Consider the following 25,264-nt stretch of genomic DNA (forward strand, 5'->3'; position numbering starts at 1 on the left):
CTTGATGCAGCGCACTTGGACTAAAGCAATCTTGGGCATTGCACTCGCTGTTGCCATGGCGACGACCGCCCTTACCGCGTCTTGCAGCTCCGACGAGGGGTCGGAAGTGTTGACGGGCGTTAACGCGGGTCCAGATGGTAAGCCGGCCCCATTCAAAGAGCCGGTCAGGTTGTCCAGCAAGGACGGCGTCCTCGAGGTGCGGCTGTCGGCGCATCAGGGCACGGTCAGCCTCGACACAGTCAAGAAACCGGTAAGCAGCTTCTTGGTGTTCGGCTATGAGCTGATTCAAGGCACGAGCTCGGACGGATCGACCTCGGGCGACAACATGTACCCTGCCCCGACCTTGCGGGTGGAACCCGGCGAGAGACTTATCATTTACTACGACAACGACTTACAAGGTCTGACCATCCCCGATTTCAACGACCCGGCGATGACACCGGCGGGTGGCGAAGTCCCGATCTACCCGCCGGCACTGACCTCGGCGCCGCTGAATCTGCATACCCACGGCTTACACGTGAGCCCGTCAGGTAATGCCGACAACGTCCTGGTGTCCATACCGGCGGGCATGGGCAACACCTTCGACTACGCGGTGCCCACCGACATGCCCAACGGCCTGTACTGGTATCACCCCCATCGGCACATGGTGAGCGCCCAGCAGGTGTACGGCGGATTGGCCGGCTTGCTGGAAATTGGCCGGCCCGACGGCAATTTGCCCCTGGTGACGAAGAACAACATACCGATTCGCGATATGGCGCTGCAGTACAACTTCGTCTTCGACAGGAAGGGCGGTGGTCACGAGCTGAACAACCCCTACTGGGAGCAATGGGTGAGCACACTCAAGCCGCCGGAAGGCTCGCAACTCGCCGACGGCACCTACTCCCCGAGTCTGGCCCCGGTGAACTTCTCGGAATCAACGAAAGGCGCCGAGTACTTCACCAACTGGTACGCCGGTCCGCTGTCTCCCCAAAATCACAGGGGACAGAATCAGTTCATACCCCAGAATCTGCAGACATTCACCAGTCCATCGAAGACCGTGCCCGCCGACCCCGGGCTACCGGACAATCAGCGCGATGTGCAATTCACTGTCAACGGCCAGTTCCAGCCAGAGTTGAAGGTCAAGCCAGGCCAAACTGAGATATGGGTGCTTGCGAACATGAGCGACATTGCCTACATGCCAATCAGACTGACCGAGACAGCCACAGGCAACCACCCGAAGTTCTCGATCGTCGGGCAGGACGGCAACCCCTACACGCAGGTGCAGCGACCCGTGGACGGCGATGGGACCTATCTCGAGATCCCGCCGGGGTCGCGTTATGCCATCGCGGTGACCATGCCCAAGACGGGCGATCTCGTTGTCGACATGCCGCCGAAAGACGGTGTCAAGGGGATCTCAGAACCGGCTGTCCTGTACACCAATAACGAAACCAAGAACGCTCCGGCCGTGCTGGGGACAGTGACCATCGACCCCAAGTACATCAGCGCGCGAGATGGCTTCTTCACATTTCCTACGCAAATCCTCCTTCGCGCGACCCCCGAGAGCGGCGAGGGACAAACGACACCTTTCGAGCCCGGCCAGAATCTAGGCGCCTACACATCCTTCGTCGACACAGCAGCGATGACGCCCGATATCAAACGTACACTTGACATCTCGGGTGGCTTCGGCAACAAGAAGGCTAGTGACAACGATCCCAAGGCATTCACCTATGAGTTCGAAGACAACATCTTCCCGTACGTCCCGTTGATACAGCCGCGGCTCAACTCTGTCGAGGAATGGTCGATCACCAACTACAACAACGACGGACACCCGATGCACATCCACGTCAATGATTTCCAGGTGATGGAAGTGGTGAACCCCCTCGCGGGAACCAGGACCGGCGTCCAGCCGTGGGGGTTGGACAACGCCAACGTTCCTCCGCCCGTGATCGATGAAAACGAGAACCCGCTCGTGCCCGCGTCATTGACGTTGCGCTCTAAATTCACTGAGTACAAGGGAACTTTCGTCATACATTGTCACCGGTTGAATCATGAGGACAACGGACTGATGGCGATCGTCAACGTGATTCCCGAAGTGTCGACATATGCGGTCGCCCAGCCTGGATCACCAGGCAAACCTGCAACGGTGCGGATACACGACGGCAGCGGTGACAAAGTGCTGGGCTTCGTAACCCCGTTCCCCTCCTTCGAGGGCACTCCTTCAGTGGCGATGGCCGACGTGAATGGCGACATGATTCTCGACCTCATAGTCGGCACGGGTGGAGGTGTTGACCCCGAGGTGGTGGTCTACGACGGCAACGACGCCGCCGACGGCCGATTCACGTCGGAAATCACGCGATTTGCGCCCTTCGACGCCGGCTTGCGAGGCGGAGTCAACGTGGCTGGCGCAGACATCGACGGAAACGCGTTGGCCGACAACATCATCGTGGGAACGGGTCCAGGCATCGAATCGCAGGTGAAAGTATTCTCATCCGATCTCCCCGCGGAGAGGGACCAGGCGCCCGACGTGTTCTCCGCCTTCACACCGTATCCCGGCTCGAAATCCGGTGTCTCTGTCGCTACGGGAATGGTGGAGCTAGGGTCCGGCCGGGAAAGCATCGTCGCGGCTCCCGGGCCGGGAGATGCTCCGCAAGTCAAGACCTTCCGTTTCGACCTGTTTAAACCGACAGCGAGATCGCAGGCCAATGGCACCGCCACAGAGCATTCAGGCAAGCCGAACGAGCCGAGAATAACCTCACAGTTCATGGCCTACGACGAGAACTACACGGGCGGAGTGTCATTGACTACCGGATGGGTAGTCGGGGCTGAGGGTGGCGCCAAGAGCATCATTACCGGTCAACTGGCCGGGGATGGCACCGTGCGGGTCTGGTCCACTGGTTCGCGTTTGGACGGCCAGCCCGCCTCGTATCTCAGGAACCCGAATGACCACGAGGGACCTCTTGAGTATGCCCAGATCTCATCGTTCGCGCCGTTCAACGACGGCGCGGACGGAGTGACAGTCGCGACCAGCAGCACCCCCTACGGCGCGGATCTACTCCTTAGTGGCGGGGTGACCGGCGGCACCGAGGTACGCAAGTATGGGCTCGTTCCCGCAGGGCCGGGCATGACGACCGTGGTGCCCAAATTGTTGACCACGCTTCCGACTCTTCCCGACGTCTCTGGCGCGGTCCCCATGGCGGGTCGCTAGGTGGACTTACGAAGAAGTGCCGGTGCGCGCCGTCGCAGAACGCTAGGCGCCAAAGAGTAGGTAGAGGCCGAGGAACGAATACCCAACCATGGTCAGCAACAACATCAGCTGCCCGGTCAGTTGGTGTCCCGCTGGCAACACTTGCAAGGCTTTGTCGTGCGCGGCAACAACTCCGGCGATGTGACCCGCAACAACGCAAAAAACTTTGATTGTTGACAACGCCGCGGGATGAAGCGATAGCCAATAGTTCGCATCCCAGGCATCCAACCCGAACAGTTGCCATCCGTTGTCCAGTGGGTCGGCCAGAAGGAGTACCGTTTCCTGGCCGCGCTCAATGAGGTACGACAGGTAGTGGGCAAACACGTAGCCCACGACGATGGGAATCAGAGTATGCGCCATTTGCCCGGGAAGTTGGCGGCGCTGTTGCCGGTCTATCCCGCCAGCGGCCCGGGCTGCTACCCAGAACGTCACTGCGACACTAACAATGAACGACAGTAGGCCGGCCGTGCGTAGCAGCGTGCCGCCGACGACTGCAGAGACGAGCGGGAAGGAGGCCTCGTGGTCGTAGACGAAGTTTTCGACCGGCGGCATCGCGGAGAAGCTGTCGAACGCGGTGGATCCCAGGAGCACGGCAAGCACGGCCAGCAGTCCCGGCCGCACGGGCATCGACGGCAGGTGGTCAAGCGGATTGCCGACAGCGATCAGACGGGTGCCGGTGTTACGCCGCAATGGCGACAGCCGCGAAACCACCACGCTGTACACCTCGAAGGGGTCCGCGCGGGCGAACCACCGCTGCCCGTATAGCAGTGCGCCACCCATCATCACCGCGACGTAGACCACGAGCCAGATCTTGATAGCGGTCAGCGTCCCGTAATTTGGGCTCGCCAACTCGAGCCAAACGAACGCGAACAAACCAAGCGCTGCGGGCCAGTACCCCCACTTCGTAGGATAGTGCAGCTTGCGAGCCGACCCGTTCCCGAATTTCCTTTGACAGCTATCGATTAGGCGATAGACGGTTCCCGTCGGCGAGACGACCCGCCACACCGGCCCGATGGCGAGTGAAACTGCCACCAGCCCCACCCACAGCAGGACATAGAAGACTCCCCGAAGAGGGTTCAACGCATCCTGCGGTCCAACTACCGTCGCGACTGCGACCCAGGCTGTGAACAGCAACGCGCCGATCGCGGCGATCCAGCGAATCGCCTGTGAGTCCACGGTGTGCGTCACCCACGCCGGTAGCGCACGGCCGGACTTTGCGGGATCGAAACGGGGCTTTCTCCACCCAAAGGCCAAGATCACGAAAGTGAACGTCAGTGCCGATGTCGCGCCGATCAACACCAAAGACATCGGCACCGGGAGATCGGAGGGTCCGCCGACACCGTGTGCTAGGATCGCCGCGTCCTCTGCCCAGATCATAGCCGGACTTGCAAACCAGTAGCTGTGCAACATAAGTCGTGCACGTCGATGCGGCCACAGCCAAGGCGATCATGGGTCAACATGAACACCTGCCCCGGGTGGACCTGCACGTTGAAGGTGTGTTTCCGGCATTGAAGTGAATGCAGTTGATCGGCGCCATCGCCGTGGGCCTGTAGCACGACGCGGATGCCGCTGTGGCCGTGTCCGCGGTTGTGATCGCAATGATCGCTGCCTCGGCCCGACGGCGCGAATGCGATGGCGAGACAGTGGCATGGCCCCGCATGCCGACACACGTAGGGCCTGCGGACGATGAATGCACGGTTGGTTAGCGTCTGCACGGCAACTACGCATGAGGCGTGTCCGGGGGGCACACCATCTGAGCGTGGAGCCTCGCTAACCCGTCACGACCCGGGGTACTTCAATGCTGTTCTCCTGCACAATTATTGGATCGCCGACGTTCACCGTATTGAAATACCACTCCGCGTCCTCAGTGCTCAAGCCGATACAGCCATGGCTCACATTCTCGTACCCGAGTGAATTTACAGCCCACGGCGCTGAATGCACGAACAGGCCGCGAGCAGTGAAACGAATGGCGTACTCCACGTCAAGCAGGTAGCCGTCCGGCGAGTCGATAGGGATGCCGACGCTGCTCGAATCCATGACTATGTCGCGCTCCCTCGCCAAGACGGTGTAGGTACCCACAGGCGTCGGATATGCGGGCCTACCCATCGAAGCCGGGAACACGCCGGGCTTTCCCCAGTTGGCCCGGTGGTGTGGCGAAGGCAGTTCTGACGGCGGTACGCCATCGATGGTCACTGTAAACGTCTTGTCTGCGACATTGGCAACGCCAATAACTGCGGCACCTGTCTGGAAGTTGGTTAGCGGGATGTTGCGTACCGAAAGGGCGATCGCGCTGTGGGCAGGCCAGAACTGGTCGGGAACCCATTGCACGACGTTGTCGTCGACCCATTCGAACTTGCCGGTCATCACAGGCGACGATTCAATGTCGATGGCGCGCTCCGCCTTACGCTTGTCGGCGACCGGCGCGCTGAACGTCACCACGACGGGCTGTGCTACTCCGACGACATCGCCCTTCGCCGGTCGTACCGAAGCAATAGGCGGGTGGTAAAAGGGTTTCGCCGTCGCGGAAGGTAAGTACGACGGGCTCGCCGCCAGGACACTGTTTCCGGGCGGACCCGAAGCCACAATCGCATTCATCGCGATCGCTGCAAGAGCACACAGAACAACCCCACGCATAGCCTACGTTCCTTCGAAATTACAATGGTGTCAATTCGATCGTAGAGCGGCGGGGTCGATTCGATGTGTAGGTGCGCCTTCGCAATTCGGTCAAGGATCAGTCACGCTTCGGCCACAGCGAATGAAATCGACCATGTTGCTATCGTGGCCTCGCCGACGAATATACGTATCTACGTGGTAGATACGTATATTGTTCGGAAGTAGCTGCTCTCGAACCAAGGCTGCTGCGATCTGCAGAGCTTTCGGTTTCAGTCATGCTGCTCTGGGTTACACGGCAGCCGCCCAATCAGCTTAGCGCGGCGAGTCGCCTCCGAGGCCGGACGATCCGCAGTGTGGGCGTGCGGCATAACTGGGAAGAGCGCTCTCAATCTGACCACCCAGATCGACCGACAGCCACGACCGGTCATACGGCGCTGCTTGCTTAGTGATGACCACCGGCAGTGCTGTGTGACGGATCGGTGGGGGGCGGCGGATCGACAAGCGCCGGTGCAATGTGCGGCGGAGTCACCTCGGCGTTGAGGGGAGCGTTTTTTTTTGGTTGGTTGTCGTGATGGCCGTCTTCGTGACTGCTCATCGAGGGGCGAGAATCGTGTTCTGCGCCGGCCGAGGCGTGGTGGTCGTTCAGGAACCCGGAAGCCACACCCAGCGTCGCCGCGGCAGTGATCACGGCACTGCCGCCGCCCAGCACAATCGCGTTGCCGAAAACCGATATCGGCTCTGCTCGGGGGCCTCGATACCACACCCAACCTGCTCCCATGACGACGTAGCACTCGAGCAGGAGTACGCAGAGACCCGCGGCCTCTATCACTTCGGGTTCACCGGCGTTCGGGCCGAAGGGCGCCCCCGCTGTCCGAGACAACGCCCACAGCGCAGCGGCACCGCCATTGGCCACGATCCCGGCGGCCAGCACGACCCTAGTCGGCCGAACCAACACCAGGAGCGCCCAAGCCAGCTGAAACAGAGCGATTGAGGCGAAGAAAAGTCCAGCCGGCGTCCACTCTTGCCAGTGCGCCGGCAGGACAGCGAAGTGAATCACCGCTGCGCCCAGAGAAGAAACCGTCGCGAGGCGAGCAGCCAGCCTGCCGTCGGTCTTCGTCGCGATCTTCCGTGTCACTCGTCGAATGATGGCATCGCCCGCCCAAATGTTGAGGAGGCGACACCACATCTCAACCGCACCGAGATGGCTCCGTCATCATCTCCGGATCACGGGCGGTGGGACCTGAAGACGTATCGAGTCGAATGCAGAAGCGGCCGTAGCTACGTCAAGGCCGTGGTACGGCGATCATCGCCACGCGGATTCGATTCGTCAGCCCCAGGAAACGGGATCGTGCGCGGCGAAGGTCTCAAGCCTTGGCTCGGAGTTGCGGCTGGCTGCGTGCCTTGTGTCACAACGTTTGTGACACGAATCGCGGTGACCGCGTATCGGCGCGGCGAACTGGCCCTTTCATGGTTGGCCAGGCGGCCTCACGTAGTAGTCGGAGGCCGTTGAGTCCGACGAGGATGGTGGAACCTTCGTGGCCGGCAACTCCCAGCGGAAGCGGCAGATGGCCGAACAGATCCCAGGCCACCAGAACGACGATGAACGTCGCCGCGATGGTCAGGTTGGCGATCACCAGGCGACGGGCCCGGCGCGCCAGCGCGATGACTGCTGGGATGGTGGACAGGTCGTCGCGGGTGATGATGGCATCGGCAGTGTCCAACGCGAGGTCTGAGCCCGCACGGCCCATCGCTGCCCCGATAGTAGCGGCAGCCATTGCGGGGGCGTCATTGATGCCATCGCCGACCAGCATCACCTTGGCTCCGTTGGCTTCGAGTTCACGCACGGCGTCAACTTTGTCCTGCGGGAGCAGCCCGGCGCGGACATCGGTGATACCCACGTGAGCGGCGAGTGCGGCAGCGGCCCGCGGGTTGTCGCCGGTGAGCAGAACCGGGCGCGCCCCAGTCAACGAAATCAAGCCGGCCACCGTGTCCGCCGCACCCTCGCGTACCCGGTCGGTGAGGCCGAGTACACCAGTCACGATTCCGTTGACGCGGATGACGACCGCGGTGTGACCGGTCTGTTCAAGTTCACCCACCAAGTCAAGTGCCACGGCGTGATCCGCGGGCAGCAGGGTGGGTTTGCCGACCTCGACGAGGGTGTCGCCCACATGGGCGCGGACGCCGTGCCCGGGGGTGGAGGCAAAATTCTCAACAGAATCCAGCGTCAGGCCGGCTTGACGCGCAGCGGAAACGATGGCGCGGGCCAGCGGGTGTTCGGATGGACGCTCGACCGCGGCCGCCAGCGCGAGCAGTTCGGACTCGTCAATGGCGACGCCGGATGCTCGGCGGATCTGTGTCAGCTGCGGTGAGCCTTCGGTGAGCGTGCCCGTCTTATCGAATGCCACATAGGTGATGGTGCTGAGCTTTTCAAGCACGACAGCGGATTTCACCAGCACGCCGTGGCGGCCGGCGTTGGCGATCGCCGACAGCAACGGCGGCATGGTGGACAGCACCAGCGCGCACGGGGAGGCGACGATCATGAATGTCATCGCCCGCAGCAATGTGGACTGCAGATCGGCGCCCGACAGCAGCGGAATCACGAACAAAGCGACTGTGGCGATCACCATGCCGACCGAGTAGCGCTGCTCGATCCTCTCGATGAACAACTGCGTCTTTGCCTTGCTGGCACTGGCCTCGGTGACCATCGCGACGATGCGCGCGATAACCGTGTCCGCTGCCGGGCGCGTCACCCGCACCCGCAGGGTGCCGGTGCCGTTGACGGTACCGGCGAACACCTCGTCACTGGGCCTCTTATCTGCCGGCAGGGGCTCGCCGGTGATGGTGGCCTGGTCGACCTCACTGGCACCGTCGAGGACCGTTCCATCGCCGCCGATGCGTTCCCCGGGCCGGATAATCAACACGTCCCCCACGTCGAGTACCGCGGTGTCGACCACCTCTTCACCGGTTCCAGTGATGCGGGTGGCGGTCTCCGGCGCCAGGTCGAGCAGCCCCCGCACAGAGTCCTCGGTGCGTTTGGTAGCCAGAGCCTCCAGCGCGCCTGAGGTCGCGAAGATGACGATGAGCAGAGCGCCGTCGAACACCTGCCCGATCGCGGCCGCACCGACCGCCGCGACCACCATCAGCAGATCGACATCAAGTGTCTTGTCCCGCAGAGCTTTCAGCCCAGCCCACCCCGGTTCCCAGCCGCCAGTGGCGTAGCACGCCAGATACAGCGCCCAGTACAGCCACGGCGGCGCCCCCGCCAGCTGCGCGATCCCGCCCACCACAAACAATCCGGCTGCAGTCAGCGCCCACCGCACCTCGGGCAGCGACCAAGCGCTCGACCGCGGTTTCTGCCACCTGTCTGCCTCGTCAAAGGAAGCAGTTAGTCCTTCAGGATCGGCAGCCCGCACGCCAGTACTCATCCCGCAACCATACCTGCGTGTACACGCAAGTTCGCAACTACTAATACAGGCATACAGTTGTACAGCTGACCACACGGATCCGGAGATATGCTTGCCGCTATGCACACCTCGCTGCCGGACTTTCAGATGCCCAACGAGGAACAAGTCCACCTGGCCGCGGAATCGTTCCGCATGCTCAGCGATCCGACCAGAATCAAAGTGCTCTGGGCGCTTCTGCAAGGCGAGTCCTCGGTGGCCTGCCTCGCCGAGTTGGCCGATGTGGCCCCCACAGTTGTCAGCCAACATCTGGCTAAGCTGCGGCTTGCCGGTCTGGTCAAAGGTCGTCGCGAAGGAACCTTCGTGTACTACTCCGCGGCCGACCAGCACGTTCATCGCCTGCTCAGCCAGGCGCTGTTTCACGCGGACCACATCGACACACACGCCGGCGACGTCTTTACGAACGCGGCAACCACCCGATAGCTTCAGCAACTCCGCCGAGGTGACGCCAGCTCACGCAACGCTGCCAAAACCCCGCCCTCATAACACCATTTGCGACGTGGGGCGCCACCAGCCATGCGGCGGTGCACGCCAATTATTGGCGCGAGCGTGGCATCACCGTCATGACACGGCAGAGTCAGGTGCGCCCAGGCGCTGCACTTCTCGCTGGTGCGTCTGCGCTGGATACGCATGGATCAGGCTTGTGCCGACCTTCGGCACGGCGTGAGTCAGGGTGTATTCGGCGCGGTGGGCAATACCGTGGGCTTGAGTGAGACTGACGCTGGGGTCGATGTCGAGCTCGGCGTCGGCATGGAGGCGGTGTCCGATCCATCTCATCTTCACGCTGCGTACTGCCAGGACTCCCGGTTCGGTGGCCAGCGCAGCTTCCGCGGCGTCAACAATGGTGGGGTCGACACCGTCGAGGAGCCGCCGGAACACGTCGCGCACGGCGGTGCGCAGCACTGCGAGGATGGCGATGGTGATGAGTATTCCGATTACAGGATCGGCCAGCGGGTAGCCCAGTGCGACCCCGCCGGCGCCGAAAAGTACTGCCAGGGAGGTGAATCCGTCCGTGCGGGCGTGGAGGCCGTCAGCGACCAGGGCGGCCGAGCCGATACGGCGGCCGACACGGATGCGGTAGACAGCGACCAGTTCGTTGCCGATGAACCCGACGAGCCCGGCGGCGGCGACCCAGCCGACGTGCTCGATGGCGACCGGGTTGAAGAGCCGACGAACTGACTCGTAACCGGCGATGGTGGCAGACAGCGCGATCATGGCGATGACGAAGAGGCCGGCGAGGTCTTCGACGCGGCCGAATCCATAGGTGTACCGGCGGGTGGCGGCACGGCGACCGAGCACGAACGCAATCCATAGGGGGATGGCGGTCAGTGCGTCGGAGAAGTTGTGAATGGTGTCAGCGAGCAACGCCACAGAGCCTGAGATGACCACGATGACGATCTGCGCAATCGCGGTGAGGCCCAGTGCGACGAGGCTGATCTTGACCGCCCGGATTCCTGCCGCGCTGGACTCGAGTGCGTCGTCGATGCTGTCGGAGGCATCGTGACTGTGCGGTGCAAAGACCTCCCGCAGGGCGGCTTTGGCTTTTCCGCGCCGCCCTGACGCATCGTGGTGGTTGTGGTTATGGTGCGAATGACCACGACCATGGCTATGGCCGTGTTGGTGCGAGTCGTGCGTCATGCGCCGAATCCCGTACGTTTCTCGACGCCGGCTTGCGTGTCTGCGGTTTGGTGCAGCTCTCGCAACTCTGCGGTGTCACGGTGGTGCCCGGGCGTTCCCGGGCCGGCGTGCTCAGCGTTGAACACGGCATCGGTGACCAACTGCCCGATGTGGTCGTTTTCCAGGGCATAGAAAATCGTGGTGCCCTCGCGGCGAGTGCGGACCAGCCGGGCCATCCTGAGCTTGGCCAGGTGTTGGGAGACCGAGGGAGCCGGCTTGCCGATGTGCTCGGCCAATTCGTTGACCGACATCTCACGGCCCACCAATGCCCAGAGCACTTGGACGCGGGTGGCCTCGGCCAGCATCCGAAACACCTCGACCACGAGGGCGGTCTGATCGTCCGGTATCCGCCGCCGAGGGCCACCGCTATCTGCATTCATACGTAGATAGTAGACCAGCACGCCGCTTGCGCCGGCATTGCAGCCGGGCGTGGACGTATGCGGGCGCAGCGGAACCGATTCTTGCCGCATACCCTCTGGGGGTATATATTAGCGTACACATACCCGGTAGGGGTATTGCCACCGATGCAGATGGGAATTTCGGTTATGAGCACGCTCAAGTACGCCGTCACAGGAATGACCTGCGGGCACTGCGAGCTGTCAGTGCGGGAAGAAGTCAGCGAGGTCGCCGGTGTTCAAGACGTCAAGGTCAGCGCCACGACGGGCACCCTGCTCGTGACCTCCAGCAGTCCCGTCGATGACGCGCAAATCCTGCGTGCGGTCGATGAGGCCGGCTATTCGGCGGTGCGTGTCGCATGAACGCCGCGGGACGGTTGGCTGCTTTTGGTGCCGGACTGGTGGTGGCGTTCACGGCTGCGTACGTCACCGCCGCGGCGGTCGTCCCCGAGACCGCGCCAACCGCTACACAGAACCTCGGCGCTGAGCCCGCTTCTGATCACAGCGCGCCAACCGAGCAGGCGTTGCCAGTATCCCCGCTCTCCGATGATCCGCCTGGGTTGTCGCTCGCCCAAGACGGATACACGCTCGGCGCGGTACGGGCACCCGGAGCCGCCAACGATCGGGGCAGTTTGAGCTTCACCATTGCTGGTCCCAGCGGTACGCCGCTGCTGGACTACGCGACGGTGCACGACAAGCAGCTGCATCTCATCGTCGTCCGTTCTGATGGTCAGTACTTCGCGCACGTACACCCGGTCTTGGATCAGGCGACCGGCATGTGGTCGACGCCCTGGATGTGGAAGGCCGCCGGCACCTACCGGGTGTTCGCAGATTTTCAGCCCACCAAGGCCGGCAGCGCCAAACTCACGCTCACCCGCACGGTCGACGTCGCCGGCGAGATGACCACGTCACCCCCGCTGACCACACGCACCGTGGATGAGATTGCCGGTTACACCGTGGAACTCGACGGTGCGCTCACCGCAGGCGTCTCGAAGCTGGTCACAGCGAAGATCACCCGTGACGGCGAGCCGGTGACGACACTGCAGCCCTACCTGGGGGCATATGGCCACCTCGTCGCTCTGCGTGAAGGTGACCTGGCGTATCTGCATGTGCACCCCGAGGGTGCTGAGCCGGTGGGGGACCGCACCGGTGGGCCTGGGGTGTCGTTCGCTGCGACCGCACCCACCGCGGGTCGCTACCTGCTCTACCTCGACTTCAAGGTCGCCGACACCGTGCACACCGCCACGTTCGTCATCGACGCCGCACGCGGCGACGCCAATCAACCAGTGCCGGAACCGTCGCGCGGCCCCGGCCATGCCGGCGGGCACTGACGACCTCCGTCCACCTAGGAAGCTGAAAGGCATTGGCACACATGACGACATCGACACCCGTGTCCGGCCCGAGCGTTGAGCTACGCATCGGAGGAATGACTTGCGCCTCCTGCGCCAACCGAATCGAGCGCAAGCTCAACAAAATCGATGGTGTCGCGGCAACGGTCAATTACGCGACTGAGAAGGCAACCGTCACGGTGCCTGACGGATACGATCCCGCGCTACTGATCGTTGAGGTGGAAAGCGCCGGATACAGCGCCGCGCTACCGACACCGGAAAAGCCCGCCCCGCCGGGGGCGACAGGCGAGACCGACGACCCCGACATGATATCGCTGCGCCACCGGTTGACCGGTTCGGTGCTGTTGTCGGTGCCGGTCATCGCGATGGCGATGATCCCCGCGCTGCAGTTCACCTATTGGCAGTGGGCCTCGCTGGTGTTGGCTGCGCCGGTGATCGTCTGGGCGGCGTGGCCGTTTCACCGCGCCGCCTGGGCCAATCTGCGCCACGCCACGGCGACGATGGACACACTCATCTCCCTGGGCACTTTGTCGGCCTTCCTGTGGTCGCTGTACGCGCTGTTCTTCGGGACGGCCGGCACCCCAGGAATGAAGCATCCGTTCGAGTTGACACTGGCACCATCTCACGGCGCCGCCAACATCTACCTCGAAGTCGCCGCTGGCGTAACGACATTCATCCTTGCTGGGCGTTATTTCGAGAAGCGCTCCAAACGGCAGGCCGGTGCGGCGCTGCGTGCCCTTCTAGAGATGGGCGCCAAGGAAGTGTCCGTGCTGCGCGACGGCGCGGAATCGAAGATCGCCGTCGAGTACCTGGTGGTGGGTGACGAGTTCGTCGTGCGCCCGGGGGAGAAGATCGCCACCGACGGGGTGGTGGTATCGGGGACATCAGCGGTCGATGCCTCGATGCTGACCGGCGAATCGGTCCCCGTGGAGGTCGGCCCAGGTGACACCGTGGTCGGTGTAACCGTCAACGCCGGCGGGCGGCTGGTGGTGCGCGCCACCCGCATCGGTTCCGACACCCAGTTGGCGCAGATGGCCCAACTAGTAGAGAACGCACAAACGGGCAAAGCCCAGGTCCAGCGGCTGGCCGACCGCATCTCCGGTGTCTTCGTGCCGATCGTCCTCGCGATCGCGGTCATCACACTCGGTGCATGGCTAGGCGCGGGCTTCCCGGTCGCGGCCGCCTTTACCGCCGCGGTGGCGGTCCTCGTCATCGCCTGCCCCTGCGCGCTCGGTTTGGCCACACCGACGGCACTATTGGTGGGCACCGGTCGCGGCGCGCAAATGGGCGTGTTGATCAAGGGCCCGGAGGTGCTGGAGTCCACCCGCAAGGTCGACACTGTGGTGCTGGACAAGACCGGCACCGTCACCACCGGCCAGATGACCCTGGTCGACGTCATCACCGCCCCGGGAACAGAACGTATGGACCTGCTCCGGCTGGCCGGGGTAGTGGAGAACGCCTCAGAGCACCCGATCGCCCAAGCCATCGCTATCGCCGCCACCGAAGAAGTCGGGACGCTACCCACCCCTGAGGATTTCGCCAATGCCGACGGTAAGGGCGTGCAGGGCGTCGTCGACGGCCACGCCGTCGTCGTGGGGCGCGAGTCACTGCTCGCCGACTGGTCCCAGCACCTGAGCCCGGAGTTGGTGCAGGCGAAAGAAGCGGCCGAAGCGCAGGGCAAGACGGTGGTCGCGGTCGGCTGGGACGGTCAGGCTCGCGGCGTACTCGTCGTCGCGGATACTGTGAAACCGACCAGTGCGCAGGCGATCTCACAGATGCGTGAGCTTGGCCTGACGCCTGTGCTGCTCACCGGGGATAACGAAGCCGTCGCCCGGCAGATCGCCGCCGAGATCGGCATCGACACCGTGATCGCCGAGGTGATGCCGAAAGACAAAGTCGACGTCATCGCCCGGCTGCAATCCGAGGGCAAGACGGTGGCGATGGTCGGCGATGGCGTCAATGATGCGCCCGCCCTCGCCCAAGCCGACCTCGGCCTGGCTATGGGTACCGGAACCGACGTCGCGATCGAAGTCTCTGACATCACCTTGGTACGCGGCGACCTGCGCAGCGCCGTCGACGCGATCCGGCTGTCCCGCAGAACACTATCGACGATAAAGACGAACCTGTTCTGGGCGTTCGCCTACAACGTCGCCGCCATACCGGTCGCAGCACTGGGCATGCTCAACCCCATGCTCGCCGGAGCGGCGATGGCGTTCTCCAGCATCTTCGTCGTAGGCAACAGCCTCCGACTGCGCGGCTTCAAATCCACGTCCCCATCCTCTGCCCCTACCACTGAACCCCTACTGCACCAACCCCTACCGCATTAAGGAGACCCATGTCCAACAACAGGAACCTGACGTCGAGCTGCTGCTGCAGCGGCTCAACACAAGACCTCGACACGACGGTCATCAATCCTGCGACCACGAACCTCCTCGACCCCGCGACGGACCAGGCAACATGCCCGGTGATGCCCGGCACGCCGGTGAATAAGGCGGCCGCCGAAGCCGCAGGCCTGTTTCGCGACTACCGAGGCCGACGGTACTGGTTCTGCTGCAAAGGATGTGGACCGCGGTTCGACCGCGACCCCGACAAGTACGCCAGCGCGCCGTGACTGACATTCCACACGCCGGCCGCCGAGCGCACCGCGGCGGCGAACCCGCTCACAGACCGAGGGATCTGCCATGACTCACGTCGACGATGCTGACCACTGCCCAGCATCGGGTTCGGTCAACCACGGCTACATCACCGATAAGGACAAGTACCTCAAACGCTTGAAACGTATTGAGGGCCAAGCCCGCGGCATCAGCCGGATGATCGAGGAGGAACGCTATTGCATCGACATCCTCACTCAAGCCGACGCACTCACCAAAGCCCTGCAAAGCGTCGCGCTGGCACTGCTCGACGACCATATCCGACACTGCGTTCGAGACGCGGCGGCCGCCGGGGGACCGGCCGCTGACGCCAAACTCACCGAAGCATCCGAAGCCATCGCCCGACTCGTGCGGTCATGACCTACACCGCGGCGCACCGACACCGCCGCCTTGCTGCTACACACCCCGTGCGAAGCGAACACGTGAGACTCCTCAAGGAGAGACAACATGGCTAACCACGACGAGCACGCCGTAGCGACATCGCACAGCGGCGTTCACGCCGACCATGGCGGCCACGGCGAGCACACCGCTCAGGAAACCAACGTCCACCACGACGACCATGCTGACCACGGGGGCCATGCCGGCCACGGCGCCGATCATGTTGCTCAGTTCCGGAAGCTGTTCTGGATCAACCTGATCATCGCCATCCCGGTCATCGCGTTCTCGACCATGTTCGCGATGCTGCTCGGCTACGCAGTGCCCGACGTCCCCGGCGGCCGCTGGATCGCGCCACTGCTGGGCACGGTCATGTACGTCGTGGGCGGTCGCCCCTTCCTCACCGGCGCCGTCAGCGAAATCCGTTCTCGCAAACCGGGAATGATGCTGCTCATCGGGCTGGCCATCACCGTCGCCTTCTTCGCGTCCTGGGGCGCCAGCCTGGGCGTGCTCCATCACGAACTGGAGTTCTGGTGGGAACTGGCGCTGCTGATCGTGATCATGCTGCTCGGCCACTGGGTCGAGATGCGCTCCCTGGCTCAGACCACCTCCGCACTGGACTCCCTGGCCGCCCTGCTTCCCGACGAAGCCGAGAAGGTCGACGGGGACCGCACCATCACCGTGTCACCCGCCGACCTGCAGGTCGGGGACCTGGTGGTCGTGCGACCCGGTGGCAGCGTCCCCGCCGACGGCAGAATCGTCGACGGGCGCGCGGACATGGACGAGTCGATGGTGACCGGTGAATCGCGGCCGGTGGCCCGCGGCGTCGGGGATGCGGTGACAGCCGGAACCGTGGCCACCGATTCCGGGTTGCGGGTCGAAATCACCGCCACCGGGGACGACACCGCCCTGGCGGGAATCCAGCGCCTGGTGACCGAAGCGCAGAACTCGTCCTCGCGAGCCCAGCGCCTCGCCGACCGGGCGGCGGGCTGGCTGTTCTGGTTTGCCCTGGGGAGCGCCGCGATCACTGCCGCGGTGTGGTCGGTTGTCGGAGACCCTGACGCCTCCGTTGTCCGGGCGATCACCGTGCTCGTCATCGCTTGCCCTCATGCGTTGGGGTTGGCGATACCACTGGTGGTGTCGATCGCCACCGAGCGAGCCGCGCGGGGCGGCGTGCTGATCAAGGATCGCCTCGCCCTAGAAGGCATGCGCACCGTTAACGCCGTGCTCTTCGACAAAACCGGCACCCTGACCAAGGGCGAGCCCACCGTGACCGCGATCGAGGCTAGCGGTGACCTGGAGGAGGGCACCATGCTCGCCCTGGCCGCCGCCGCCGAGGCCGACAGTGAACACCCCCTGGCGCGGGCGATCGTGAAAGCCGCCGAGGAGCGAGGACTCACCGTGCCGCGCGCCAGCGGCTTCTCGTCCTCTCCGGCGGTGGGCGTCACCGCCACTGTTGACGGGCACGAGATCCGGGTGGGCGGCCCTCGCCTGCTGGACGAGATCGGCGGACAGGAAGTCAACGCCGCCACCGTGTGGCGCGAGGAGGGTGCGATCATCCTGCACGTCGTACGTGACGGGGTTGTGCTCGGCGGGCTGCGCTTGGCCGACCAGATCCGCCCCGAGTCGCGGGAAGCCGTCGATGCGTTGCACAAGCTCGGTGTGGAGGTGGTCATGATTACCGGTGACGCCGAAGCGGTCGCGCAGGCGGTAGGTCACGAACTCGGCATAGATCGGGTGTTCGCCGGCGTGCGACCGGAGGACAAGGCGTCGAAAGTTGCTGCGCTGCAACAGGAGGGCAAGAAGGTCGCGATGGTCGGCGATGGCGTTAACGATGCGCCCGCGTTGGCGCAGGCTGACGTTGGCATCGCGATCGGCGCCGGCACAGATGTTGCCATCGCCTCTGCCGGTGTGATCCTGGCCAGTTCGGACCCGCGCTCGGTGCTGTCGGTCATCGAATTGTCGCGTGCCAGCTATCGAAAGATGAAACAGAACCTCTGGTGGGGGGCGGGCTACAACCTCATCGCAGTGCCATTGGCTGCCGGTGTGTTCGCACCGATCGGGTTTGTGCTGCCGATGTCAATCGGCGCGATTCTGATGTCTATGTCGACGATCGTCGTGGCGCTCAACGCGCAACTGTTGCGCCGCCTCGACCTGAGCCCTGAGTCAAGCACCCGCGCAGTCCTCGACCGCTGATTCCGCGTGAACCGCTGAAGGCTTGTTCCGTTGTCCGCGCCGAAGGGAATCAAGCCTCACGCAGGACTGCGTTGAGACGTCAACCGCCGTGGTCATGATCAAGCCGTGACCGTCCTGTGACGGAACTGTAGGTGGCGCCGGGGCCGACTGCGGTGCAGGCGCCGTCAGCTCGTCGGCCACCTCGCTCACCGCCGGCGGAACGCTGGACTCTGGACGGCCAACGACGTCGTGGCTGTCCACCGGCTCGATTGCCGTGCCAGGGTGGCTATGGCATCGATGCCACATCGATGCAGGTCGGAGCCCTCGGACCGCGATGAGTCGGGTGAACTCCACGTGCCGCGTGATGAACGCGCAAATTTCCCTAGCCAACCTGGTCCTACGACCCACCCGCTCTCGCACCCTGCCGTAAACCCGAATACCACTGGCCAACAGCAGCATTCGGTGCACAGAAGCGACGGTCGCACCGGCGGGCGGCAGCAACCGGTTGATTCATCAGATGAAAACGACGGCGGGACTAATCATGGATAACAGCGGTTGTCCGTGATGCGGCTCGCGCGAATGCCGAAGGACCCACGATCGATCGAATCCCCCGCGTACATGACCGGACGAAAACCTATTGCGAGCGGGTGTCGTCGTCAGGGCTTGTCGGCAGCTGCGTCGGGTCGATGAAGTCGGGGGCCATCCACGGCGCACGGCGCAGCTGTCTGTAGTCGGTCGCCGAGCCTTCGAGGTAGTCGCTGAACGCTTTGTCGATCGCTTCTGGCCCAGGTGATCCCTGCTGGCCACGGGGGTCGGGTAGTCGTCTCGCGGTTCGAACAAGTCGTGATTGGCACTGGCAAGTCGTGATTGCCACTGGCTCCTATCGGCTGCAGGTCGAACAGTTGCTCGGCAGTCAGTGCGAAGTGCGGCCGACCGTTGGGCGCGGCCTGCTCGCGCCATAGAGGCCCGCAGCTGCGGGCTGGATCCGGCGTCGCCGCGAAAGTGCGCTCGCGCACCCACCTGGTCGGCGGCCTTCCAGAGCTTGTCGAGCTCATCACCGGTCAGCCCGCGTGCGCTCGTCTTCCACTCTCCGACGACAAGCCCTGCACTGCGCAGAATGATCAGGCCGTCGGCGGTTGCGTCTCTATCGCCGGCCGAGAGATGGACACCATCCTCGATGGTGATGGCGGCGAAGCGGAAGCAGTCTAGTCGCCAAGATTGACAACGCCTTTGCTGCACGAATCGCCAGCTAGGCTTCCGGCATGCGTTCGTACTATTCGAGGTGGAGGCATCCGACTAGGAGGGACCTCGGCGCTACAGTCCTGGTCTGTGGCCTGGTGTTGCTAGCCATCATCTGGGGAATCCACGAAATGCGGAAGCAGTCGCAAGAGGCCAAGTACGAAAGTTGCCTTCGTGAAGCCGAGACCAAACACGTGTTCCCCCTGGCCAGCCTCGACGAGATTGACGCGTGTAAAGAAGAGGCGGGCCTCAATTAGCTGAGGTGGTCACAGCCGTTCCGCTGCATTGGTAGTGCTAGACGCCGAATGGACCCACGGTCCAAACCGCCAGCGAACGGTGCGATCCTTCGCCTAATAAGCGCGCCCGACTCCGTCGGCGACGGCTCGCCAGGCGGGGCCGTGGCGATCGACATGGCGATGCTCCAACTCCACCCGAGTCCGATCGTCGGACTCGGCCGATAAAGCGCACCTCGACCTCACTAGTCTTGGCCGGATCGGTTTCCAGCTGCCAGGTCGGGCCAATGTCCCATGAGGACACGACCCGCGATGGCGGCTCATAGGCCAGAACACGCGCCCACTTGCAGAGGCTGCGGTCAATCCCGACGTCGTAGATGTGTCCGCCGACTCGCGGCTCGAAGACTGTCTCGGCAATCGGGACCGCCAGCAGGTTTGTGGTCGCGTGGCTTGATGGCATCGAACTTGGTGGTGAACAGCGAAACGTACGCTAATACCGGTGCGGACAACGATGCTCTTCCGGACAGACTCTGCATCTTCTGACCTCATCCGTGATGCCCTCTCTCGTCAGCGATCGACTTGTATGCGTCTAAGGCCTTGGCCCAGAACACGTCTAGCTCCGCCCTGACGTCCTCGATGCCTTTCGGGTTCAACTGATAAAGCCGGCAAGTGCCGACCGCGCGATCTGCGGCCTCCGCCGATAAGTCATTTGAGAGTGGTTGCGAGAAAACCAAATTCGACATCTGTCCGACTGATATCAAGGGCGGCGACATTCCCACCGGATTGAAGCGGTCGCAGATCTGTACGTCGAAATTGCGGCGATGACCGACGCCGAAGTGTTGGACGCACTGCAAGCGTCGCAAAAGTGGTGCCTAGCCTCGACGGCTGTTCGGTGGGCGGTTGGGTTCGAGGAGCTGGTCGACGGGAGCGTAGTCGTCGTTGAGGGTCTCGGCGTCGCCGATCCAGTCGGTGAGGACTGCACCCGCGATGGTCGCCCACGGTAAGTCTTGTAGGTCTAGCGACTTCTCAATGGCTTGAGGCCCGACGGGTCGGTCGGAGGCCAACACGACGAAGTTGCCGCCGTCGGCTTCGCTCGTTAGATCGATGCCGAGGTCGTTGGGTTCGCCGAGAAGAACAACGTGGTTAAAGACGCTTGCAAGAGTGGCGACTTCGGCGCGCGCAAACGCGATGTCCGCATAGTCGATGAGATTGGCGATATAAAGCCCATCGGGTTTCAGGACTCGATGGATGTCGGTCATGGCTTCCAAGGTTGTGAGGTGCCAAGGCACGCTCACGCCTCCGAAGGCATCGCCGACGACGAGGTCCCAGCTGTCTGTTTCGAGCCTGCGGAGTCCGAGTCGGCCGTCTTCGACGCGGACCTGCATTCCGCTCTCTGAGCTGAGACCGAGCTCCGCAGAGTCGACCCGAACGACGCCGGCGTCGATTTCCGACACCAAGTTCCTCGATCCGGGACGGGTCGCGGAGAGGTACCGCGGGAAGGTCAGCCCACCGCCGCCGAGGTGGTATGCCTCCAGAGCGCTCCGACCGGGAAATGCGCTGTCGACGATCGCGGCGAACGCCTTCACGTAAGCGAATTTCAGCCAGGTTGGGTCCTCAATGTCGACGTAGGAATGTCGAACACTGTCCAGGACGAGAGTGCGGCCGCTCGCACGGTCCGGATCCGCGACGACTCGTACGCAGTGGTACTGGGTTTCCGCATCGCAGCCACCCGGGGCGATATACGCGGCGAGGCCGCCGATGACCGTCGCCAGCGTGAGACCGATGACGTCGACGCGGTTCCACCTGTGGATTCGCCACTGAATCACGATGCCGCTCAACACGAGTGCTGCTCCGAGCCCGACCAGGATGGTGCTGACTGGTAGCCGTGAGACAAGGACGAATCCGGTCAGCACCGTGCCAGCGATCGCTCCGAGGGAGCCGACTCCGGACAGCGACCCGACAACGGTCCCGGTCTGGGTGAGGTTGGTCAGACGCAACTTAGTCACCATCGGCGTGATCGATGACAGCAGTGCGCCAGGCAGCAGGATGGTCAGCGATGCCACCAGCAGCAATGTGGACGGCGCCCATTCGGCCGCCCCCCGCACGGCGGCCGGAGTAAAGGCCACAATGACCCCTGATGCCCCAAGCGTCTGCCCGATGAGCCGTCGGGGAGCGACGCGATCGGCGATTCGTCCGCCGGCCCAGGACCCGAGAGCGATGGCAGAAAGAGCGATGCCGATCACCAGCGTGCTCGTCTCCAGCGTCAACCCGAGGTACGGCGCCAGCAATCGCAGGGCAGTGATCTCAACGACCAGGACCGCAGCCGAAGAGCCGAACGCCAGCACCGCTGCCGTCCGGGCATCCGTACCGGGAATCAATGCCGTCGGAGACGGTTCGTCGGGGGAGGAGTCGCTCACGTCACCGTCCTCCCAAGCCGTCGAGACGGCGTGACTACGGGAAAGCGGTCCTATTTGTACCGCATCGCCCGATCGAAGTGCCTTAGTTTACCTATCTAGCTATGGATGCAGATAGTTCGGCGGCGCGAGCGCCTATCGGCAACAAACAAGTGCTGTGGACGCTGGTCGATGTGCAGCGATCAGTCAACGAGCTCGCCGAACTGATCGCCAAGCCTGCACCGTCGGAGTCATAAGCACCTGGCCAAACTACGGATGGGCCGTCTAATGAGTTGTCTCCTCGCCTCGATTTGGATGGAAGCGAGGAGGGCACACCAACTTTCGGCTTTGCAGACCTCTCTTCAGCCACTCCTCGCGGGGGCGCACCATCCGAGGCACAAGCCGTCTAGGAGTCAACCCACACGGTCGTGGGCGACAGGTATGAGGCGAGCGATCTCGGATCGGTGCTCGGTGATCAGCCGTCAGGAATGTGGTCCTGGCCGGTAGAGCCACAGTTGTGGGAGGGGCCCCTGTACCGGTCGTGTGAGGACTGCCGCCAGGACCTGATGGCGGCCCATAACCGGCTCTCGAAGCTATTGCTGCGCAGGGGCATCGTCTACTACGGCGGGACGCCCATTAGATGAAAACGGCGACATTTACCGGTAACTCGCCGTATTCGATTCCGCCGTATTCCCGCATTGGGCTGGTGGTCAGAGGTTTTTGGGAACGGTTGGTGATTATCTAGTTGAGTGCCAGTACGGCGGCACGTATTGACTCCTGGTGAGGTTGGCGGCCAGGGGAGTTGATTGTTTGCTAGTGGAACGACGGCCTTGGACCTGTCGGTAGATTAGGGAGGCCGTGGGCTGCACATTGGACTTCCGAACACATTCCGAATACCATGGCGGCATGACTACGACAGCTCTTCGCGCCTCCACGCGCCGCTCCTCGGACCTGAGCAAGCACTCCGCTGAGGTGTTCGCCGAGGCTGAGGACCACCCCGTGACGGTGACCCGCCGTGACGGCGAGGCGCTCGTGCTCATGTCGCAGCGCGAGGCGGAGGGTCGCGCCCGCCTGCTCGAGTTCGCCGCGCAGCTCATCGGCGTAGCTGTGGACGACGACGGTCCGCTCGCCGAGCGGATGTCACGGGCGTTTCCGTGGATGCTCGCGCTGTCCCTGGAGGACCGGGCCACCTGCGCTCAAGCCCTCGTTGACGCCGCTCGGGCGTCGTTCTCCACCGACCAACCGCACTTGGCGCTCGCGGAGCTGACCTCGTGGCGGGAGACTGCGACCGCCATCGCCGCTGGTCTCGGCCGTGCCGACCTGGATTGGTTGGACTCTGACGATGATGAGCTTGTGGAGCGGCCGTAGCGGTGGCCGGCAAGCGCGGCGAGCTCGTCCCTCGTCCTCCGAAGAAGATGGAGTACGAGATCCGCTTCGCGACCACCAACGCCCGCAAGGGGTGGCAGGACCTCGCCGCGACGATCCGGAATCCCTTGGCCGAGGCCTGGGACTTTTTGACCCGGACGCCCCTGGCTAAGACCCCGTCGAACTACCCGTTGCGCGGCGAGCTCGGCACGATCACTCGCGGGGACAAGGTCCATGAGCGTTGGCAGCACAAACCGACGATCAAGGGCACCGCCCGCATCTGGTTCTTCGTCGACGGCCGTACGGTGTACTTGGAGCAGGTGCACACCAGTCACCCGAATGAAACGAAGTAGGGCGACACGCGACACATCGGATTCCGCCAAATCTATTGTGAAAACCGCCAGATGGATCGAGACCAGACAGACACCGTCGGGTGAAAACAATTGGGGGGCAGCGCAATAGGATGTTATCTACCGGTAAACCGCCGTATTCGACTCGGCCGTATTCGTCGTGCGATCGGTGCCGTCGTGCTTGCCCACGACCGTTAGGTGACATAGCGCGCCCCAGTTGAACAGCGAGTTGGGCATGCGCTCCTACATCATCACCAGCCCGTTCGCCGCAGCGATGGCGCTGAGGTGGCATCCGATCGCTCCCTGGGGCCAGCACTCGGCGGGGCCGGAACGCATTTCCGCAGCGAGGAAGTTCGGACGCGCAACCTCGCCGGCGCTTGGTATCCGTCGCGACGCCGCTTGTTGTCGCAATCTGCCTGGCGATGGCTCCATACGGAATGGCCTAACCGAAATACGCCCCCAGGAATACGGGCCTCGGGGCCGTCCTCGATCCCGATCCCAACAATGTCTCCGAGAGGACGGCATACGAGAAGGCGCGCTCGCAGCTCAGTTCGTAACCGAACGCGAGGTCGCTCGTTGCTCGACCGGATGAACCTGCTCGATGGGTCGGCGATCAACGACCCTGTCTACGCATCTCGCTGATTGCGGCATCAAGCGGCCGCGCTACGACCCACCCGCTCTCGCACCCTGCCGTCAACCCGAATACCACTGGCCAACAGCAGCATTCGGTCAATAGAAGCGACGGTCGCACCGGCGGGCGGCGGCAACCGGTTGATTCATCAGATGAAAACGGCGGGATCATTCATGGATAATAGAGATTATCCATGAGAGTGGAGCGGAAGTGTTGGTGCACAGCAGGTTTAGAGACTCGGGAACCGTCACAGTGACGTAATTGCCCCGCGGGAGGAATGCCGTCAGGCTCGGATTTGAAGACTTTTCGGTCCTTCACGCGGCCGCTCTCGGTCAGTGTCGCATCGCGATCGACAATCATTTGCTAACGGCCCCGAACGCGCGGTCGCTACAACGACGGACGCATCGGGCGAGCGCAGGCGGCAGCGCCCGGATGCCCGCGCCCTACTTGACCATAACGGAGCTTATCGGTATACCAAAAGTATCCATAACAAGGATACCTCTGATAGACTAGCCGTATGGCGGAACTCACGACGATCAAGGTGTCCAAGCCGTTGCGCGAGCGCATCAGTGCCGCCGCAGGACAAGAAGACGCCACGGTGCAGAAATTTCTGGAGCAGCTCATGGACGAGCACGATCGACACAAGCGCATCGCGGCTGTGGCCGAGGCCATCCGCAGCGCCGACGAACCGGCGCTGGCCAGCTGGCGTGCGGAAACCGCCGACTGGGCCGCGGTCGACGTCGACACCGAGGCGAATCAGTGAATGTTCCCGTGCTGCCCGGCTCGGTGGTGTGGGTCGACCTGAACCCCACCGTGGGCCGCGAACAAGCGGGGCGCCGGCCCGCGGTCATCGTCGCCTCGTCGGGCTACTTGGACGCCGTCACCGAGTTGGCCATCGTAGTTCCCGCCACAACCACTGACCGCGGCTGGCCGCAGCACGTCCAGCTCACTGGCCCCACCCTGGCGCTGCCCCGCCCTACCTACGCGATGACCGAACAACCACGCACCATCAGCCGGCAACGGATCGCCAGCGTGGCCGGGACGATCGACAGCAGCTGTCTGGCCTCAATACGTCGGTGGCTCAACGACTTCCTCAATGACGACGTTTTGTCACCGTGACGAATATAGAAGGGGTCG

At 63.4% G+C, this 25,264-nt stretch carries 20 protein-coding genes and 1 pseudogene; 13 read left to right on the forward strand and 8 right to left on the reverse strand.

Going from position 1 to position 25,264, the window contains the following annotated elements; translation table 11 throughout:
• Positions 1-4 precede the first annotated feature (4 nt).
• Positions 5-3,181 carry a multicopper oxidase family protein gene (locus G6N42_RS30635; protein WP_163738987.1) on the forward strand — a complete coding sequence of 1,059 codons (3,177 nt, stop codon included), beginning with the start codon at positions 5-7 and terminating at the stop codon, positions 3,179-3,181.
• A 42-nt stretch (positions 3,182-3,223) separates the two neighbouring features.
• Here the strand turns inward: G6N42_RS30635 and G6N42_RS30640 are convergent, their stop codons facing one another.
• From G6N42_RS30640 to G6N42_RS30655, 4 genes are all read right to left on the reverse strand, one after another.
• Positions 3,224-4,597 (reverse strand): hypothetical protein, encoded by a 1,374-nt coding sequence (locus tag G6N42_RS30640; RefSeq protein WP_163739134.1) that lies wholly within the window; start codon positions 4,595-4,597, stop codon positions 3,224-3,226.
• Positions 4,598-4,990: 393 nt separating this feature from the next.
• Entirely contained in the window at positions 4,991-5,854 is an 864-nt protein-coding gene (locus G6N42_RS30645) for a L,D-transpeptidase (protein ID WP_163738990.1), read from the reverse strand.
• A 421-nt stretch (positions 5,855-6,275) separates the two neighbouring features.
• On the reverse strand, positions 6,276-7,019 hold the full coding sequence (locus tag G6N42_RS30650) for a hypothetical protein (protein ID WP_163738993.1): 744 nt from the start codon (positions 7,017-7,019) through the stop codon (positions 6,276-6,278).
• 220 nt (positions 7,020-7,239) lie between these two features.
• A complete protein-coding gene (locus tag G6N42_RS30655) occupies positions 7,240-9,258 on the reverse strand; it encodes a heavy metal translocating P-type ATPase (protein ID WP_163738996.1) in 2,019 nt (672 codons plus the stop codon).
• Positions 9,259-9,357: 99 nt separating this feature from the next.
• Between G6N42_RS30655 and G6N42_RS30660 the strand changes: the two genes are divergently transcribed.
• Positions 9,358-9,717, forward strand: a complete 360-nt coding sequence (locus tag G6N42_RS30660) for an ArsR/SmtB family transcription factor (RefSeq protein WP_163738999.1) — start codon at positions 9,358-9,360, stop codon at positions 9,715-9,717.
• A gap of 138 nt (positions 9,718-9,855) precedes the next feature.
• Here G6N42_RS30660 and G6N42_RS30665 read toward each other — a convergent pair whose 3' ends face one another.
• Positions 9,856-10,932 carry a cation diffusion facilitator family transporter gene (locus tag G6N42_RS30665; protein WP_163739004.1) on the reverse strand — a complete coding sequence of 359 codons (1,077 nt, stop codon included), beginning with the start codon at positions 10,930-10,932 and terminating at the stop codon, positions 9,856-9,858.
• The gene (locus tag G6N42_RS30670) at positions 10,929-11,351 is read right to left on the reverse strand and encodes an ArsR/SmtB family transcription factor (protein WP_163739007.1); all 423 of its coding nucleotides are present in this window, start codon (positions 11,349-11,351) and stop codon (positions 10,929-10,931) included. Before G6N42_RS30670 ends, G6N42_RS30665 begins: the two co-directional genes overlap by 4 nt.
• Before the next feature lie 165 nt (positions 11,352-11,516).
• On the opposite strand from G6N42_RS30670, the gene G6N42_RS30675 reads away from it, so the two are divergent.
• The 6 genes from G6N42_RS30675 (at position 11,517) to G6N42_RS30700 (ending at position 17,937) form a co-directional block, all read left to right on the forward strand.
• Positions 11,517-11,729, forward strand: coding sequence for a heavy-metal-associated domain-containing protein (locus G6N42_RS30675; RefSeq protein WP_163739010.1), 213 nt, complete (start codon positions 11,517-11,519; stop codon positions 11,727-11,729).
• Positions 11,726-12,697 carry a DUF8832 domain-containing protein gene (locus G6N42_RS30680; protein WP_163739014.1) on the forward strand — a complete coding sequence of 324 codons (972 nt, stop codon included), beginning with the start codon at positions 11,726-11,728 and terminating at the stop codon, positions 12,695-12,697. The genes G6N42_RS30675 and G6N42_RS30680 overlap by 4 nt, the downstream gene beginning before the upstream one ends.
• Before the next feature lie 41 nt (positions 12,698-12,738).
• The gene (locus G6N42_RS30685) at positions 12,739-15,042 is read left to right on the forward strand and encodes a heavy metal translocating P-type ATPase (protein ID WP_163739017.1); all 2,304 of its coding nucleotides are present in this window, start codon (positions 12,739-12,741) and stop codon (positions 15,040-15,042) included.
• An 8-nt stretch (positions 15,043-15,050) separates the two neighbouring features.
• Positions 15,051-15,326, forward strand: coding sequence for a YHS domain-containing protein (locus G6N42_RS30690; RefSeq protein WP_163739020.1), 276 nt, complete (start codon positions 15,051-15,053; stop codon positions 15,324-15,326).
• Positions 15,327-15,396: 70 nt separating this feature from the next.
• Positions 15,397-15,726 (forward strand): metal-sensitive transcriptional regulator, encoded by a 330-nt coding sequence (locus G6N42_RS30695; RefSeq protein ID WP_163739023.1) that lies wholly within the window; start codon positions 15,397-15,399, stop codon positions 15,724-15,726.
• A gap of 87 nt (positions 15,727-15,813) precedes the next feature.
• A complete protein-coding gene (locus G6N42_RS30700; protein WP_163739026.1) occupies positions 15,814-17,937 on the forward strand; it encodes a heavy metal translocating P-type ATPase in 2,124 nt (707 codons plus the stop codon).
• Between the two features lie 1,568 nt (positions 17,938-19,505).
• Here the strand turns inward: G6N42_RS30700 and G6N42_RS31430 are convergent.
• Both G6N42_RS31430 and G6N42_RS30705 read right to left on the reverse strand, forming a co-directional pair.
• A pseudogene (locus G6N42_RS31430) lies at positions 19,506-19,937 on the reverse strand (SRPBCC family protein).
• A 323-nt stretch (positions 19,938-20,260) separates the two neighbouring features.
• The gene (locus tag G6N42_RS30705; protein WP_163739029.1) at positions 20,261-21,805 is read right to left on the reverse strand and encodes a fused MFS/spermidine synthase; all 1,545 of its coding nucleotides are present in this window, start codon (positions 21,803-21,805) and stop codon (positions 20,261-20,263) included.
• Positions 21,806-21,906: 101 nt separating this feature from the next.
• Here G6N42_RS30705 and G6N42_RS31435 point away from each other — a divergent pair, with 101 nt between their 5' ends.
• The 5 genes from G6N42_RS31435 to G6N42_RS30730 all read left to right on the forward strand — a co-directional run bounded on the left by G6N42_RS31435 (position 21,907) and on the right by G6N42_RS30730 (position 25,246).
• The gene (locus G6N42_RS31435) at positions 21,907-22,038 is read left to right on the forward strand and encodes a hypothetical protein (protein ID WP_434059636.1); all 132 of its coding nucleotides are present in this window, start codon (positions 21,907-21,909) and stop codon (positions 22,036-22,038) included.
• Between the two features lie 649 nt (positions 22,039-22,687).
• On the forward strand, positions 22,688-23,149 hold the full coding sequence (locus G6N42_RS30715) for a prevent-host-death protein (protein WP_163739032.1): 462 nt from the start codon (positions 22,688-22,690) through the stop codon (positions 23,147-23,149).
• Between the two features lie 2 nt (positions 23,150-23,151).
• The gene (locus tag G6N42_RS30720) at positions 23,152-23,499 is read left to right on the forward strand and encodes a hypothetical protein (RefSeq protein WP_163739035.1); all 348 of its coding nucleotides are present in this window, start codon (positions 23,152-23,154) and stop codon (positions 23,497-23,499) included.
• A gap of 1,145 nt (positions 23,500-24,644) precedes the next feature.
• Entirely contained in the window at positions 24,645-24,890 is a 246-nt protein-coding gene (locus tag G6N42_RS30725) for a hypothetical protein (protein ID WP_163738611.1), read from the forward strand.
• The gene (locus tag G6N42_RS30730; RefSeq protein WP_163738614.1) at positions 24,887-25,246 is read left to right on the forward strand and encodes a type II toxin-antitoxin system PemK/MazF family toxin; all 360 of its coding nucleotides are present in this window, start codon (positions 24,887-24,889) and stop codon (positions 25,244-25,246) included. Before G6N42_RS30725 ends, G6N42_RS30730 begins: the two co-directional genes overlap by 4 nt.
• Positions 25,247-25,264 lie beyond the last annotated feature (18 nt).

Source organism: Mycobacterium gallinarum, from assembly GCF_010726765.1.
Classification (GTDB): domain Bacteria; phylum Actinomycetota; class Actinomycetes; order Mycobacteriales; family Mycobacteriaceae; genus Mycobacterium; species Mycobacterium gallinarum.

Coding starts and splice junctions, on each gene's coding strand:
- G6N42_RS30645 (WP_163738990.1), bottom strand. CDS start 5,854: ATGCGTGGGGTTGTTCTGTGTGCTCTTGCAGCGATCGCGATGAATGCG.
- G6N42_RS30640 (WP_163739134.1), bottom strand. CDS start 4,597: ATGATCTGGGCAGAGGACGCGGCGATCCTAGCACACGGTGTCGGCGGA.
- G6N42_RS30650 (WP_163738993.1), bottom strand. CDS start 7,019: ATGTGGTGTCGCCTCCTCAACATTTGGGCGGGCGATGCCATCATTCGA.
- G6N42_RS30670 (WP_163739007.1), bottom strand. CDS start 11,351: ATGAATGCAGATAGCGGTGGCCCTCGGCGGCGGATACCGGACGATCAG.
- G6N42_RS30690 (WP_163739020.1), top strand. CDS start 15,051: ATGTCCAACAACAGGAACCTGACGTCGAGCTGCTGCTGCAGCGGCTCA.
- G6N42_RS30675 (WP_163739010.1), top strand. CDS start 11,517: ATGAGCACGCTCAAGTACGCCGTCACAGGAATGACCTGCGGGCACTGC.
- G6N42_RS30680 (WP_163739014.1), top strand. CDS start 11,726: ATGAACGCCGCGGGACGGTTGGCTGCTTTTGGTGCCGGACTGGTGGTG.
- G6N42_RS30685 (WP_163739017.1), top strand. CDS start 12,739: ATGACGACATCGACACCCGTGTCCGGCCCGAGCGTTGAGCTACGCATC.
- G6N42_RS30725 (WP_163738611.1), top strand. CDS start 24,645: ATGGCGGAACTCACGACGATCAAGGTGTCCAAGCCGTTGCGCGAGCGC.
- G6N42_RS30665 (WP_163739004.1), bottom strand. CDS start 10,932: ATGACGCACGACTCGCACCAACACGGCCATAGCCATGGTCGTGGTCAT.
- G6N42_RS30715 (WP_163739032.1), top strand. CDS start 22,688: ATGACTACGACAGCTCTTCGCGCCTCCACGCGCCGCTCCTCGGACCTG.
- G6N42_RS30660 (WP_163738999.1), top strand. CDS start 9,358: ATGCACACCTCGCTGCCGGACTTTCAGATGCCCAACGAGGAACAAGTC.
- G6N42_RS31435 (WP_434059636.1), top strand. CDS start 21,907: ATGGATGCAGATAGTTCGGCGGCGCGAGCGCCTATCGGCAACAAACAA.
- G6N42_RS30695 (WP_163739023.1), top strand. CDS start 15,397: ATGACTCACGTCGACGATGCTGACCACTGCCCAGCATCGGGTTCGGTC.
- G6N42_RS30700 (WP_163739026.1), top strand. CDS start 15,814: ATGGCTAACCACGACGAGCACGCCGTAGCGACATCGCACAGCGGCGTT.
- G6N42_RS30635 (WP_163738987.1), top strand. CDS start 5: ATGCAGCGCACTTGGACTAAAGCAATCTTGGGCATTGCACTCGCTGTT.
- G6N42_RS30655 (WP_163738996.1), bottom strand. CDS start 9,258: ATGAGTACTGGCGTGCGGGCTGCCGATCCTGAAGGACTAACTGCTTCC.